This window comes from Mycobacterium sp. G7A2, from assembly GCF_041902445.1.
Taxonomy (GTDB): domain Bacteria; phylum Actinomycetota; class Actinomycetes; order Mycobacteriales; family Mycobacteriaceae; genus Mycobacterium.
In genome coordinates this window covers 881,889-896,007 of sequence record NZ_CP169251.1, presented here as the reverse complement: position 1 = coordinate 896,007, position 14,119 = coordinate 881,889, and the positions used below count along the sequence as shown (strand labels likewise).

15 protein-coding genes are annotated in these 14,119 nt (G+C 68.8%); 4 read left to right on the top strand and 11 right to left on the bottom strand.

What is annotated here, in order from left to right; genetic code table 11:
• Window positions 1-33: 33 nt before the first annotated feature.
• Both ACEWX3_RS04360 and ACEWX3_RS04355 read left to right on the top strand, forming a co-directional pair.
• Window positions 34-1,065 carry a Dyp-type peroxidase gene (locus ACEWX3_RS04360; protein ID WP_374158747.1) on the top strand — a complete coding sequence of 344 codons (1,032 nt, stop codon included), beginning with the start codon at window positions 34-36 and terminating at the stop codon, window positions 1,063-1,065.
• A complete protein-coding gene (locus ACEWX3_RS04355) occupies window positions 1,062-1,859 on the top strand; it encodes a family 1 encapsulin nanocompartment shell protein (protein WP_207064618.1) in 798 nt (265 codons plus the stop codon). The genes ACEWX3_RS04360 and ACEWX3_RS04355 overlap by 4 nt, the downstream gene beginning before the upstream one ends.
• On the opposite strand, the gene purQ is transcribed toward ACEWX3_RS04355, so the two are convergent.
• Both purQ and purS read right to left on the bottom strand, forming a co-directional pair.
• Window positions 1,856-2,527 (bottom strand): phosphoribosylformylglycinamidine synthase subunit PurQ, encoded by a 672-nt coding sequence (gene purQ / locus ACEWX3_RS04350; RefSeq protein ID WP_207064619.1) that lies wholly within the window; start codon window positions 2,525-2,527, stop codon window positions 1,856-1,858. The two genes, ACEWX3_RS04355 and purQ, sit on opposite strands and share 4 nt — an antisense overlap.
• Window positions 2,524-2,766 carry a phosphoribosylformylglycinamidine synthase subunit PurS gene (gene purS / locus ACEWX3_RS04345; protein WP_152518745.1) on the bottom strand — a complete coding sequence of 81 codons (243 nt, stop codon included), beginning with the start codon at window positions 2,764-2,766 and terminating at the stop codon, window positions 2,524-2,526. Before purS ends, purQ begins: the two co-directional genes overlap by 4 nt.
• Before the next feature lie 79 nt (window positions 2,767-2,845).
• Between purS and ACEWX3_RS04340 the strand changes: the two genes are divergently transcribed.
• Entirely contained in the window at window positions 2,846-3,499 is a 654-nt protein-coding gene (locus ACEWX3_RS04340; RefSeq protein WP_374158746.1) for an MBL fold metallo-hydrolase, read from the top strand.
• A 52-nt stretch (window positions 3,500-3,551) separates the two neighbouring features.
• Here the strand turns inward: ACEWX3_RS04340 and ACEWX3_RS04335 are convergent, their stop codons facing one another.
• The 6 genes from ACEWX3_RS04335 to ACEWX3_RS04310 form a co-directional block, all read right to left on the bottom strand.
• A complete protein-coding gene (locus tag ACEWX3_RS04335) occupies window positions 3,552-5,192 on the bottom strand; it encodes an FAD-binding dehydrogenase (protein WP_207064621.1) in 1,641 nt (546 codons plus the stop codon).
• Window positions 5,193-5,218: 26 nt separating this feature from the next.
• Window positions 5,219-5,926, bottom strand: a complete 708-nt coding sequence (locus ACEWX3_RS04330; RefSeq protein ID WP_207064622.1) for a DUF2334 domain-containing protein — start codon at window positions 5,924-5,926, stop codon at window positions 5,219-5,221.
• Window positions 5,927-6,016: 90 nt separating this feature from the next.
• Window positions 6,017-6,514: a glutathione peroxidase gene (locus ACEWX3_RS04325; RefSeq protein ID WP_207064623.1), complete on the bottom strand. Its 498-nt coding sequence runs from the start codon at window positions 6,512-6,514 to the stop codon at window positions 6,017-6,019.
• Window positions 6,515-6,536: 22 nt separating this feature from the next.
• The gene (locus ACEWX3_RS04320) at window positions 6,537-7,091 is read right to left on the bottom strand and encodes a TetR/AcrR family transcriptional regulator (protein ID WP_374158745.1); all 555 of its coding nucleotides are present in this window, start codon (window positions 7,089-7,091) and stop codon (window positions 6,537-6,539) included.
• Window positions 7,092-7,121: 30 nt separating this feature from the next.
• Window positions 7,122-9,299 (bottom strand): prolyl oligopeptidase family serine peptidase, encoded by a 2,178-nt coding sequence (locus ACEWX3_RS04315; RefSeq protein ID WP_374158744.1) that lies wholly within the window; start codon window positions 9,297-9,299, stop codon window positions 7,122-7,124.
• A complete protein-coding gene (locus ACEWX3_RS04310; protein ID WP_221354375.1) occupies window positions 9,296-10,189 on the bottom strand; it encodes a phosphoribosylaminoimidazolesuccinocarboxamide synthase in 894 nt (297 codons plus the stop codon). The genes ACEWX3_RS04315 and ACEWX3_RS04310 overlap by 4 nt, the downstream gene beginning before the upstream one ends.
• Window positions 10,190-10,240: 51 nt before the next feature.
• Here ACEWX3_RS04310 and ACEWX3_RS04305 point away from each other — a divergent pair, with 51 nt between their 5' ends.
• Window positions 10,241-10,873: a hypothetical protein gene (locus ACEWX3_RS04305; protein WP_207064627.1), complete on the top strand. Its 633-nt coding sequence runs from the start codon at window positions 10,241-10,243 to the stop codon at window positions 10,871-10,873.
• Between the two features lie 9 nt (window positions 10,874-10,882).
• On the opposite strand, the gene ACEWX3_RS04300 is transcribed toward ACEWX3_RS04305, so the two are convergent.
• From ACEWX3_RS04300 to purB, 3 genes are read right to left on the bottom strand one after another with little or no spacing between them, the layout of a single operon-like run.
• Window positions 10,883-11,473, bottom strand: a complete 591-nt coding sequence (locus tag ACEWX3_RS04300) for a DUF1707 domain-containing protein (RefSeq protein ID WP_286182451.1) — start codon at window positions 11,471-11,473, stop codon at window positions 10,883-10,885.
• On the bottom strand, window positions 11,470-12,696 hold the full coding sequence (locus ACEWX3_RS04295) for a cytochrome P450 (protein ID WP_374158743.1): 1,227 nt from the start codon (window positions 12,694-12,696) through the stop codon (window positions 11,470-11,472). Before ACEWX3_RS04295 ends, ACEWX3_RS04300 begins: the two co-directional genes overlap by 4 nt.
• A complete protein-coding gene (gene purB / locus ACEWX3_RS04290) occupies window positions 12,693-14,111 on the bottom strand; it encodes an adenylosuccinate lyase (protein WP_207064629.1) in 1,419 nt (472 codons plus the stop codon). Before purB ends, ACEWX3_RS04295 begins: the two co-directional genes overlap by 4 nt.
• Window positions 14,112-14,119 lie beyond the last annotated feature (8 nt).

The following is a 14,119-nucleotide window of genomic DNA, read 5'->3' as shown; positions in this document are numbered from 1 at the left end:
AAGAACAAGATCAAGTGCAGCTAGGGTGATCACGTGGTCCGCCCGCAGCCGGTTCTCACCCCGCTCAGTCCCGCGGCGATCTTCCTGGTGGCGACGATCAACGACATTCCGTCGGCGCCCGGGCGGGTCCGCGACGCCCTCGCAGAACTGTCCGGCCTGGTTCGCGCGGTCGGTTTCCGGGTGCCCGACGCGCAGTTGCGGCTGATCGCCGGCATCGGTTCGGCTGCCTGGGACCGGTTGTTCTGCGGCCCGCGACCGGCCCAGCTGCACGAGTTCGTGGAGCTCACCGGCGCCCGCCACCACGCCCCGTCCACCCCGGGTGATCTGCTGTTCCACATCAAGGGCGGCTCGCTGGACGTCTGCTTCGAGCTCGGCGGCCGGGTCCTCGCGGCGATGGGCGGCGCGGTGACCGTCGTCGACGAGGTGCACGGGTTCAAGTTCTTCGAGCAGCGCGACCTGCTGGGCTTCGTCGACGGCACCGAGAATCCGAACGGACCGGACGCGGTGGACGCGGTGCAGATCGGCGCCGAGGACCCCGAGTTCTCTGGGGCCAGCTACGTGCACGTCCAGCGCTACCGCCACGACATGGACGCATGGAACTCACTCAGCGTCACCGAGCAGGAACTGGTGATCGGCCGCACCAAACTCGAGGACATCGAACTCGACGACGCGGTCAAACCCACCAACTCGCACGTCGCACTGAATTCGATCGAGGACGAGGACGGCAACGAGCTGCAGGTCGTGCGCGCGAACATGCCGTTCGGCAGCCTCGGTGACGGCGAGTCGGGCACGTACTACATCGCCTACGCCGCGGATCCCGCCGTGACCGAGCGGATGCTGGTCAACATGTTCATCGGTGATCCGCCGGGCAACACCGACCGGATCCTCGACTTCTCCACCGCCGAGACCGGATCGCTGTTCTTCGTCCCCACCATCGACTTTCTCGACGATCCCCCGGAGCTCCCGGCAGAGAGCGCCGAGCTCGCGCCATCCCCCACGCCCCCTCCGCCCCCGGCATATCCGGGCTCGCTGGCGATCGGCAGTCTGAAAGGGCAACCGCAATGAACAACCTGTACCGAGAACTGGCACCGGTCACCGACGCCGCCTGGGCCGAGATCGAGCAGGAGGCCACCCGCACGTTCAAGCGGCACATCGCCGGCCGTCGCGTCGTCGACGTCAGCGAGCCGGGCGGTCCGGTGACCGCCGCGGTGAGCACCGGCCACCTGCTCGACGTGACCGCTCCCGGTGACGGTGTGATCGCCCACCTGCGGGATGCGCGGCCGCTGGTGCGGCTGCGGGTGCCGTTCACCGTCCTGCGTGCCGACATCGACGACGTCGAGCGGGGCTCACAGGATTCGGACTGGGACCCGGTCAAGGAGGCGGCCAAGAAGCTGGCCTTCGTCGAGGACCGGGCCATCTTCGAGGGCTACGAGGCGGCCCACATCGGTGGCGTGCGCAAGTGCAGCTCCAATCCGGCGCTGGCGCTGCCCGACGATCCGCGCGAGATTCCCGACGTGATCGCCCAGGCGCTCAGCGAGCTGCGGCTTGCCGGGGTGGACGGTCCCTACAGCGTGTTGCTGTCGGCCGACGTCTACACCAAGGTGGCCGAGACCACCGCGCACGGCTATCCGATCCTCGAGCACATCAACCGGCTGGTCGACGGTGACATCATCTGGGCGCCCGCCATCGACGGCGCGTTCGTGATGTCCACCCGCGGAGGCGATTTCGACCTCCAGCTGGGTACCGACGTGTCCATCGGCTACCTGTCCCACGACGCCGAGACGGTGCAGCTGTACCTGCAGGAGACCATGACGTTCCTGTGCTACACCGCCGAGGCGTCGGTCGCGCTGACGCCCTAAGCGGCCAGCACCGCGTCCAGCGCGGAGTAGAACAGGCCCAGCCCGTCGTCGGACGGTCCGGTGAGCGCTTCGGTGGCGTGCTCGGGGTGCGGCATCAACCCGACGACGCGACCGTTGGCGGAGCTGATGCCGGCGATGTCGCGCATCGAGCCGTTCAGGTTCTCGCGGTAGCGGAACACCACGCGTCCCTCGCCTTCGAGTTCGTCGAGCACGTTCTGGGCGGCGACGTAACGACCCTCGCCGGATTTCAGCGGCACCAGCAGGTCGGCGCCCTGCTCGTAGCGCGTCGTCCACGCCGTCGAGTTGGAGGCGACCTCCAGCCACACGTCGCGGCAGATGAAGTGCAGCCCGGCGTTGCGGGTCAGTGCACCAGGCAGCAGCCCCGCCTCGCAGAGCACCTGGAATCCGTTGCAGATACCCAGCACCGGCATGCCCCGCCCGGCGGCGGCGACCACTTCGCCCATCACCGGCGCGAACCGGGCGATGGCCCCGCACCGCAGGTAGTCACCGTAGGAGAAGCCGCCCGGAACGATGACCGCGTCGACACCCTTGAGGTCGGCGTCGGCGTGCCACAGGCTGACCGCCTCGCCGCCGGCGAGGCGCACCGCGCGGGCGGCGTCGATGTCGTCGAGGGTGCCGGGGAACGTGATGACGCCGACCCGGGTCATGCGCCGCTCTCCCTGCTGACCGTCCAGTCCTCGATCACGGTGTTGGCCAGCAGGGACTCGGCGATCTCGGCGAGCTTCTCGTCGTCGATGCCCTCGTCGACCTCCAGCTCGAATCGCTTCCCCTGCCGGACGTCGGAGACACCGTCGAAACCCAGCCTGCCCAGGGCGCCGACGATGGCCTGTCCCTGGGGGTCGAGGATCTCGGTCTTCGGCATGACGTGCACTACCACCTTTGCCACGGCGATCACTCTACCTGCGGCGACACCGCGTGCTCGCCCCACGCACGCCGAGGCGCCCGCAGCGGGTATGCATGAGGTCATGCAGCTCACACACTTCGGCCATTCCTGCCTGCTGGCGAGCTTCCCCGACGGGTCCGGCTCGCAGACCACGGTGCTGTTCGACCCCGGCACCTTCTCCCACGGCTTCGAGGGCATCACCGGTCTGTCGGCGATCCTGGTCACCCACCAGCATCCCGACCACGCCGACACCGAGCGGCTGCCGGCACTGATCGAGGCCAACCCGGACGCCGCGCTGTACGCCGATCCGCAGACCGCCGCCCAGCTCGGCGAGCCGTGGCAGGCCGTCAACGTCGGCGACCAGCTGTCGATCGGTCATCTCACCGTGCGCGGCACCGGCGGCACCCACGCCGTCATCCACCCCGAGCTACCCGTCATCGACAACATCTCCTACCTCGTCGGCGACGGCGAGCACGCTGCCAGGCTCATGCATCCCGGCGATGCGCTGTTCGTCCCCGACGAACCCGTCGACGTGCTGGCCACGCCGGCGGCGGCGCCATGGATGAAGATCTCCGAGGCGGTGGACTACCTGCGCGCGGTGGCGCCGACGCACGCCGTGCCCATTCATCAGGGCATCATCGACCCGGTCGCGCGACCGATCTTCTACGGCCGCCTCACCGAGATGACGGACACCGATTTCCAGGTTCTCGAACCCGAGAGCGGCACCGACTTCTGAGCGAATCGGGCGCGTTCGTGCACCGCCGATGTCGCGTTGCGCGCCGGATCCGCTAGGAAACCGCGCGGGCGGCGGCGCGCCCGGCGGCCCGCCCGGAGAACACGCACCCACCCAGGAACGTGCCCTCCAGCGACCGGTAGCCGTGCACGCCGCCCCCACCGAAACCGGCGGCCTCCCCCGCTGCGTACAGGCCCGGCAGCGCCTCGCCGTCGGCGCGCAGCACCTGCGAGTCCAGGTCGGTCTGCAGGCCGCCCAACGACTTGCGGGTCAGGATGTGCAGCTTCACCGCGATCAACGGCCCGGCTTTCGGGTCGGTCAGCCGGTGCGGGGCGACGACGCGGCTCACCCGGTCGGCCAGGTAGCCGCGCGCCGCGCGGATCGCGGTGATCTGGCTGTCCTTGGTGAAGCGGTTGGCCACTTCCCGGTCGCGGGCGGTGACCTCGGCCTCCACCGTGGCGAGGTCGAGCGGCTCGACATCGGGCACGGTGTTCATCGCGGCCACCAGGTCACGCAGCGAGTCGGCGGTCACGAAGTCGACGCCCTTGTCGACGAACGCGTGCACCGGCGCGGGCCCGTTGCGGGCCCGGTCGAGCACCGCGCGCAGGCTGCGGCCGGTCAGGTCGGGGTTCTGTTCCTGCCCGGACAGGCCGAATTCCTTGTCGATGATGCGCTTGTTGAGCACGAACCAGGTGTAGTCGTGCCCGGTGCGCGCGATGTGCTCGAGCGTGCCGAGGGTGTCGAAGCCCGGGTACAGCGGCGCAGGCAGCCGCTTGCCCGTGGCGTCCAGCCACAGCGACGAGGGCCCGGGCAGGATCCGGATGCCGTGCAAGGGCCAGATCGGGTCGTAGTTGGTGATGCCCTCGGTGTAGTGCCACATGCGGTCGCTGTTGATGACGTTGGCGCCGGCCGCCTCGGAGATGCCCAGCATGCGGCCGTCGACATGCGCGGGCACCCCGCTGAGCAGCTGTTCGGGTACGCGGCCCATCCGCGCCGGCCAGTTCTTGCGCACCAGGTCGTGGTTACCGCCGATGCCGCCGCTGGCCACCACGACGGCCTGCGCGCGGAACTCGAAGTCGCCGACGACCTGCCGGGACGACGCGACGCCGCGGGCAGCTGTGCAGGGCTCCAGCACCGCGCCACGCACCCCGACGACGGCACCGTCGTCGACGATCAGCTCGTCGACGCGGTGCCGGTAGGCGAACCGCACCCGGTCCCCGGTGAGCCGCCGCGCGAAGATGTCGACCAGAGCGGGGCCGGTCCCCCAGGTGATGTGGAAGCGGGGCACCGAGTTGCCGTGCCCGCGGGCGTCGTAACCGCCGCGTTCGGCCCAGCCCACCATCGCGAAGGTCTGTAGGCCCCGGTCACGCAGCCAGGCGCGCTTCTCCCCCGCCGCGAAGTCGACATAGGCATGTGCCCACTGCCGGGGCCAGTGGTCTTCGGGACGGTCGAAGCCTGCGGTGCCCAACCAGTCCTGCAGAGCCAGTTCGTGGCTGTCGCGGATGCCGAGCCGACGCTGTTCGGGGCTGTCGACGAAGAACAGCCCGCCGAACGACCAGTAGGCCTGGCCGCCGAGGTTGGCCGCATTCTCCTGGTCGACGATCAGGACGCGACGGCCGCGCTCGAGGAGTTCGCACGCCGCGACCAGACCCGCCAGCCCGGCGCCCACCACGATGACATCAGCTTGATCAGCCATGGCGCCAATCTAGCCAGTGCGGCCCCTCAGGCGGCGTCGGTCAGCACAGGTCGCTGCTGCTGCCAGGCGTACACCGTCGGTGCGCTGGCGTGCAGCAGCGCCAAGTCGACCGCGTCCAGCATGGCCTGGCGAGGTCCCGGACGGCGCAGGTGGCGGGCGGCGACACCGACGCGGACGATGCCGTCCCGGCGTGCGGTGCGCTCGGCCGAGAGCACCAGCGTGCGGCACCACCACGGCTCGGCCAGAAAACCCTCCCCGATGCCGAGAACCCGGGCGCGCACGGTGTCGTCACGGACCAGGTCGATGATGCCGCTCAGCCCGGCAACCAGACGGAAACCGTTTCGTGGCAATGCCTTCAGCGCTCCCTGCGAGACATTCCAGCCGGGCGCGGCGAACAGGCGGGTGCGCAGACCGAGGTGCTCGAGGATCCGGTCGGCGGCCATCAACCGCAGGTTGGCCTCGTGGGCCTGCAGGGTGGCGAACTCGCCGCGGCGGGCCTTGGTGGCGGCCTCGTCGTAACCGTGCAACACGATCGCGTCCCCACCGGCACGCCGATCCGCCAGCCAGCCGACCGTGTCGTCGTCGCGGTCGAGGCGGTAGCCGCCCTTCATCCGCGGCGCGACCAGGAACGACACCGGGACGCCGCGGTTGTCGAGGTGACCGCAGAACGCGGCGACGTCGTCGACGGTGCGGTCACTGATACCGGAGATCGAGACGATCAGTTGTCCTGCCACACCCGCAGTGTGGCAACTCCAGGTGTCCAGGCAGTGGACAACACGGCGACGGCGGGTGTCATCTTGCCGGCTCGCCTTCGCTGCCGACCGCTAGCGGGGCACGACCTCTTCGATCGCCGCGATGACCTCCGGGGCGTCGGGAGCGGTGCGCGGCCGGAAGCGCCTGACCACGGTGCCGTCCGGGGCGACCAGGAACTTCTCGAAGTTCCACTGCACGTCACCGGCTTCGCCCGAGTCGTCGGCCACCTTGGTGAGCGCGGCATACAGCGGGTGCTGACCGGGACCGTTGACTTCGGACTTGGCGAGCAGCGGGAACGTCACGCCGTAGGTGGTCGAGCAGAACGTCAGGATCTCGTCGGGGCTGCCGGGTTCCTGCCCCATGAACTGGTTGCACGGCACGCCGATGACGGTCAGCCCGCGCGCGGCGTAGTCCTTGGCGAGCCTCTCCAGCGCCTCGTACTGCGGGGTGAGCCCGCACTTGGACGCGACGTTCACCACCAGCGCGGCGCCGTCGGTCAGCTCGGCCAGCGTGGTGGGCCGGCCAGCGAGAGTCGTCAGGGGGATGTCATTCAGCGCTGAATCGGTCATGCACCCCGACGGTACCGGTGGCTCATTTCGTGAACAGCATCTGGGCCATCCGTTGCATCGTTGCCACGGCGTCGGCGTCCGTGTCGATCGCTTCGTTGAGCCACAGCATCGCGAACCCGTGCACCAGCGACCACGCCGCCAGCCCCGCGGCCTCGGGGTCGCCCTTGGCGCGGGGGTCGTCGAGCGTGGCCACACCGGCGGCCAGCTCCGAACCGGCGGCGGCCTGTGCGGCCACCAGTTCGGCGTCGTCGGGGTGGACCAGCGATCGGTCGAACATCACCTCGTAGTGACCCGGATGCTGCACCGCGAAGCGCACATAGGCCAATGCGGCGTGGGTGAACTCGGGTCTGGCGTCGGCCAGCGCCACCGCGAGCATGCGCCAACCCTGGGCGGCGAGTGCGGTGAACAATCCGCGGCGATCGGCGAAATGGTGGGCCGGAGCGGCATGCGACACCCCGGCCGCGCGGGCCAGCTCGCGCAGCGACAACCCGTCGGCCCCACGCTCGGCCACGAGGTCGGCGGCGTGCGCGAGGATCACGGCTTTCAAGTCGCCGTGGTGGTAGCTGTCCCGCTTCACCGCCCGATCATACCGAAATCTTGACAGTGCCTAGATTTCTTCTGCGCCGGCTTCACCCGTCTCGCCGGCTTCACCCGTCTCGCCGGCTGCGCCGGCTTCACCCGTCTCGCCGGCTGCGCCGGCGGTCTCCAGGAGCCAGGCGAACTGGAACGCCGTCTCTTTCCACCGCTCGTAGCGACCGCTGATGCCGCCGTGGCCGGCGTTCATCTCAGTCTTGAGCAGCACCCTGGCGCCTTCGGCCTCGGGATCTTGTTGCGCGTGCCGAAGTGCGGCGACCCATTTCGCCGGCTCGGTGTAGTAGACCCGGGTGTCGTTGAGCGACGTCATCGCCAGGATCGCCGGGTACTGGCGGGTCTCGACATTCTCGTACGGCGCATAGGACTTCATGTAGTGGTAGACGTCGGGATCCTCCAGCGGATTGCCCCATTCGTCCCATTCGGTGACGGTCAGCGGCAGCGACGGATCCAGGATCGTGGTCAACGGGTCGACGAACGGCACGCTGGCCAGGATCCCGGCGAACAGATCGGGCGCCATGTTGGCCACCGCACCCATCAGCAGGCCACCGGCGCTGCCGCCGTAGGCGACCATGTTCTCCGCTCGGGTGACGTCCGTGCCGACGAGATGGCTTGCCACGGAGATGAAATCGGTGAACGTGTTGCGCTTCTCCAGCATCTTGCCGTGTTCGTACCAGGGCCGGCCGAGCTCACCCCCGCCGCGGACGTGCGCGACGGCGAACGCCATGCCGCGGTCGAGCAGCGACAACCGGGCGATGGAGAAGCGGGGATCCTCGCACGCCTCGTAGGCACCGTAGCCGTACAGCAGCACCGGCGCCGGATACTGCAGACCCACCCGGTGCACGATCGAGATGGGCACCCGCGCCCCGTCGGAGGCGACCGCCCAATCGCGGCGCTCGACGTAATCCTGTGGGCGGTAGTCACCCAGCACGGGCTGCTCGCGAAGCAGGGTGCGCTCGCCGGAGGCCAGGTCCAGGTCGTAGATCTGCACCGGCGTGACGAATGACGTTGCGCCGATGCGCATCTTGGGCGCGCTCCAGTTCGGGTTCGCCGACAACCCCACCGACATCAACTCCGAGTCGAACGTGATGTCACTGGCCTGGCCGTATCCCGATTCGCCGACCGGCCACAGCTGGATGCGCGGCAGCGCGTCGGCACGGTAGCTGACCACGAGGTGCCCGTCGAACGCATCGACCGCATCGAGTCGCACATCTCCGCGGTGCTCGATGAGGGTGCGCAGGTCGGTCGGATCGCTGACGGGTGCGTCGACGAGCGTGAAGTTCTCCGCCCCGTCGTTGTGCAGGATGAGGAAGCGGTCCTCCCCGCCGACGACGGCGTGGTCGAGTGAGTACTCGATGCCGTCGCGGCGCGGCCACACCGTCTGGAAGGTGGCGTCGGGGTCGGCAGCGTCGGCGTAGCGCATCTCCGAGGTCACCGCGCTGCCCGCGGCGATCAGGACGTATTTGTTGCTGCGGGTGCGCCCGACCGCTACCCAGAAGCGTTCGTCGGGTTCGTGATACACCTGCTCGTCTGGGGCGTCCGAACCGAGTCGGTGCCGCCACACGGTGTCCGGCCGCCAGGCCTCGTCGACGGTCACGTAGTAGACGGTGTTGCCGTCCGCACCCCACGTCGCTCCGGCACCCACACCGGTGATCTCGTCGGCATACCGCTCGCCGGTGCGTAAGTCCTTGAACCGCAGCGTGTACCGCTCGTCACCCTTGACATCCACCGAGTAGGCCAGGATGTTGCCGTCGATGCTGACAGTGGCCGCACCCAGGGAGAAGAAGTCGTGGCCTTCGGCTTCGACGTTCTCGTCCAGCAACACCTGCTCGCCGGGGATCTCGGTGGCCTCGTCGAACTGGGGCGGCGTCCAGTCATCGGGATCGGTGACGGGGCAACGGCATTGCACACCGTACTGCTTGCCCTGGAAGCTGCGCCCGTAGTACCACCATGGTCCCCGCCGAGTCGGCACAGACAGGTCGGTCTCCTTGGTGCGCGCCTTGATCTCGTCGAAGATCTTCTGTCGCAACGGCGCCAGATCGGCTGTGACGTGTTCGGTGAAGGCGTTCTCCGCATCGAGGTAGTCGATGACCTCCTGGTCGGACTTGTCGCGCAGCCACTCGTACGGGTCGATGAAGACATCGCCGTGATGTTCGCGGCGGGTGTCGACCCGTTTGGCGACGGGTGGCTTCACGCGTTTCCTCCGATCCAGTCGTCGAAGCGCAGACCCGAAATACGTTCGTACGCTTCGATGTAGCGCGCCCTGGTGGCCGCCACGATGTCGGGTGGCAGCGGCGGCGGGGGTTGGTCCCCGTGCCGGTCCCAGCCCGATTCGGCTCCGGTGAGCCAGTTACGCACGAACTGCTTGTCGAAGCTCTGCTGCACCTGGCCCTCGGTGTAGTCGTCGGCGCGCCAGTAGCGCGATGAGTCCGGGGTGAACACCTCGTCGGCGAGCTTGAGCTCGCCGTGGGCGTCCACCCCGAACTCGAATTTGGTGTCGGCGACGATGATGCCCTTGGTCAGGGCGTGCTCGGCGCCCTGAGTGTAGGTGTGCAGGGTCCGGTCGCGGACTTCGGCGGCACGCTCGGCGCCGACGGCTGCGACCACGTCGTCGAAGGTGATGTTCTCGTCGTGCTGCCCGAACTCGGCCTTGCTGGCAGGGGTGAACAACGGTTCGGCGAAGCGGCTGGCCTCGGTCAATCCGGGCGGTAGCGCGATGCCGCACACTGCCCCTGTGTTCTGGTAGTCGATGAGCCCGGAACCGGTCAGGTATCCGCGGGCCACCGCTTCGACCGGAAGCATCTCGAGTTGTTCGACGACCAGAGCGCGGCCCAGCACGTCGGCCGGGATGCGTTCGTCGTCGGGCGGGCCGGCCAGGTGGTTCGGTGAGTCGACGAGGTCGAAGAAGAACACGCTCATGGCGGTCAGGATGCGGCCCTTGTCAGGAATCTCGGAGTCCAGGATGTGGTCGTAGGCCGAGATCCGGTCGCTGGCCACGAACAGCAGATGCCCGTCGTCGATGCGATAGAGCTCTCGGACCTTGCCGCTGGCCAGATGCTGGTAGTCGGACAGAGCGGGACGCATCGGGCCAGCCTAACGGTCGGCCCGAGCGCTTCCGTGTGCTGTGATCGATCCATGAGATCGCGGTGGGTTCCCTATGCCACAACGCCGGCACGCTTGATCCGGCAGGTGATCAGCGATGTCGTGGTCCTCACCTGGACCGTCATCTGGGTGATGGTCGGCACGGCGGTGCACTCGGCGGTGTCGGTGATCGCCGATTTCGGCTACCAGGTCCAGAGCGGCGCCAACGGGGTGGCCGGCAATCTGGATTCGGCGGGTGACAGCGCGGACGGGATCCCGCTGATCGGAGATGCGCTGGCCAGCCCGCTGACCGGGGCGGGTGACGCAGCGCGGGAGATCGCCGGCGCCGGTCAGACCCTGGGTGTCACGGCGGCGTGGCTGGCCTGGGTGCTCGCGCTGGCGGTGGCGGCGCCGCCGATCCTGGCGTTGATGATGCCGTGGCTTTTCCTCCGGGTGCGGTTCTTCCGGCGCAAGTGGACGGCGGTGACACTGGCTTCGACGGCCGCCGGTGAACAGCTCCTGGCGTTGCGCGCGCTGGCCAACCGCCCGCTGGCGAAGTTGGCCGCGGTCAGCGCCGACCCGGTCGGGGCTTGGCGCTACCAGGATCCGGTGGCGATCAGGGGTTTGGCGGCCCTGGAGCTGCGCGCCGCGGGCATCCGCGTCAAGGCGATCCCGAGCCCGGACTGAACGGGTCGATCACCCGAACATCCGCTTGAACGCGGTGCCGAACGGATGCCGTGCGGTCACCGAACCGAATCGGACGCGTCCGGTGACGACGACGTGCAGGTGCCGCGACGGCGGGCTGGTGGCCACCTTCACCGTGGTCGAGCCGCCGACCGTGGTGATCCCGTTGAGGTCGGCGGTCGCACCGTCGGGCAGCACCAGGTCGGTGGAGCTGAAGTAGTCGTCGACGTCGATGTGCACGACGGGGCTCTGCAGCACCGCGGAGGTGAAGTCGAGCGTCGTCGAGCACATCCGGGTGACCAGCCTCAGCCGAGGTGCGACAGTCCACTGGCCCTTGCGGGACACGCTCGACATCCAGCTACTCAGCACCTCCGGCGCCGCCGCGGCCGGCTCGCGGCGCACGTGAGGCAGATCGGCGATGACGGTGTCGAGCTCCGGACGGGTGCGCGCGGTCAGCACGACATCCAGCCGCTCGCTGTACTCGTCGAGCGACAGCATTCCCTGACCTACCGCATGTTCGAGGATCTTCGTCACCGCAGAGCGGTCGGCATCCGAAGCCCGCATCTGTGGTGATCGGTCGAAGTCGCCGGGGCCTGAACTCATGGGGTGAACTCGACGACGAGGTGGCGGATGCCGGTGTGCCGATTGCTGCGGGCCCACTCCACCGGAGCGGCGAGCCGCACCTCGGAATAACGTCCCAGGATCTCTTCGAACAACACCCGCAGCTCCAGGCGGGCGAGGTTCGCGCCGAGGCAGTAGTGCACGCCATGGCCGAAGCCCATGTGTGGGTTGGGCTTTCGCCGGATGTCGAAGAGTTCGGGGTCGGTGAAGACGGCGCCGTCGCGGTTGGCCGAACCCTCCCAGACGAGCACCTTCTGTCCCGGCTCCAGGGACTGCCCGCCGAGGGTGGCGGGTCTGGTGACGGTGCGCCGTTTGGACGGCGACGGGGCGGTCCAGCGGACCATCTCCTCGATCGCCGTCGGGAGCAGGGCGGGGTCGGCGCGCAGCTCGCGGTAGGCGTCAGGATGTTCGGCCAGTGCCAGCAGCCCGCCGGCGATCGCGTTGCGAGTGGTCTCGGCTCCAGCGCTGAACAGCAGGTTGAAGAACAGATAGCTCTCGATGTCCGACAGTTCGGGGTCGGCGGAGTTCACCACCACCGACAGCATGTCGTCGCTGGGCTGGGCCCGCTTGGCCGCGATCAGTTCCTGCCCGTAGGCATACATCCGGGAGCCGGCCTCTTCGACGGAGAGCCGGGTGATCGACGCCTTGCGCGATCCGCCGAAGTCGAAGCTCGGCTCGATCGCCTCGAACAGCCAATGGCGTTCGGACTCCGGCACTCCCAGCAGGATGCAGATCATCTGCATCGGCACTTCGGCGGCCACGTCGACCAGGAAGTCGAACGGTTCGCCGCGCGGTGCGTCGTCCAGCAGCCGGCACGCACGCTCACGCAGGTCGTCCTCCACGCGCCGAATCATGCGCGGGGTCAACCCCGAGCTGACCAGCCGGCGCACCGCGGCATGGCGCGGGTCGTCCATCATGTTCAACAGCTGCCCGGCGATCGGCAGGTCCTGCAGCAGGGTGCCGCCGAAGGGGCGCTCGCCGCCGGTCACCGACGAGTAGGTGTCCGGGTCACGCAGCACCGCAAGGGTTTCGGCGTGCGTGGCCACCGACCAGAAACCCTCCCCGTCGGGGGTGTTCTCGGTGGGTGGGTGCCAATACACCGGGGCCTGCTCACGGTGCAGCGCGAACAGGGCGTGGGGAAATCCTTCGGCGAAGTTGTCCAGGTCGGTGAAGTCGATCTGGGCAAGCTGCTGCGTCAGTGTCACAAGATGGCTCCCGAGGTGTACTTCGCGGCTTCGGGGTAGCGGCTCACGAGGTCGTCGACGGCGGCGACGACGCGGTCCACCTGATCGCTCGCCGCGCCGGTGAACGCCTGCTTGTCGGCCAGCGCGCCCTCGAGCGCGGCTCGGTCCAGCGGCAGTCGCGGGTCGGCGGCCAGGCGGTCGAGCAGGTCGGGCTCGGCGCCGCGTTCCCGCATCGCGAGCGCCACCGCGACGGCGTGCTCCTTGATGACCTCGTGGGCGGTCTCGCGCCCGACGCCGGCCCGCACCGCGGCGATCAGGATGCGGGTGGTGGCCAGGAACGGCAGATAACGGTCGAGTTCGCGCTGGATCACCGCCGGGTAGGCACCGAACTCGTCGAGCACCGTCAGGAACGTCTCGGTCTGCCCGTCGATCGCGAAGAACGCATCCGGCAGCGCCACCCGGCGCACCACCGAGCAGAACACGTCGCCTTCGTTCCACTGCGCACCGGCGAGCTCGCCGGCCATCGACGCGTATCCGCGCAGCACCACCTGCAACCCGTTGACCCGCTCGCAGCTGCGGGTGTTCATCTTGTGCGGCATCGCCGAGGAGCCGACCTGGCCGGGCGCGAAGCCTTCGGTGACCAGCTCGTGGCCGGCCATCAACCGGATGGTGTGCGCGAGCGAGGACGGACCGGCGCCGAGCTGCACGAGCGCCGACACGACGTCATGGTCGAGCGACCGGGGATAGACCTGACCGACGCTGGTGAGGATGTCGGTGAAGCCCAGAAAGGTCGCGACGCGGCTTTCCAGTTCGGCGAGGCGCTCGGTGTCGCCGTCGAACAGATCGAGCATGTCCTGCGCGGTACCCATCGGGCCCTTGATGCCGCGCAGCGGGTAGCGGTCGATGAGTTCACGCAGCCGTTGCAACGCCACCAGCATCTCCTGGGCGGCCGAGGCGAACCGCTTACCCAGCGTGGTCGCCTGGGCGGCGACGTTGTGGCTGCGCCCGGCCATCACCAACTCGCGGTAGAGGGCAGCCCGCTCGGCCAAGCGCGCGACGACCGCGACGCCGTGGGAGAACACCAACTCCAGTGAACGGCGGATCTGCATCTGCTCGACGTTCTCGGTGAGATCCCGGCTGGTCATGCCCTTGTGCACGTGCTCGTGGCCGGCCAGCGCGTTGAACTCCTCGATGCGCGCCTTGACGTCGTGGCGCAACACCCGCTCACGCGCGGCGATGGAGTCGAGGTCGACCGTCTCCAGCACTCGCTCGTAGTCGGCGAGCACGCCGTCGGGGACTCCCACACCCAGTTCAGCCTGCGCGCGCAGCACCGCCAACCACAGCCGGCGTTCGGCGACGATCTTGGCCTCCGGCGACCAGATCGCCACCATGTCCTCGCTGGCGTAACGGCTGGCCAACACGTTCGGGATACTCACGGACAAAC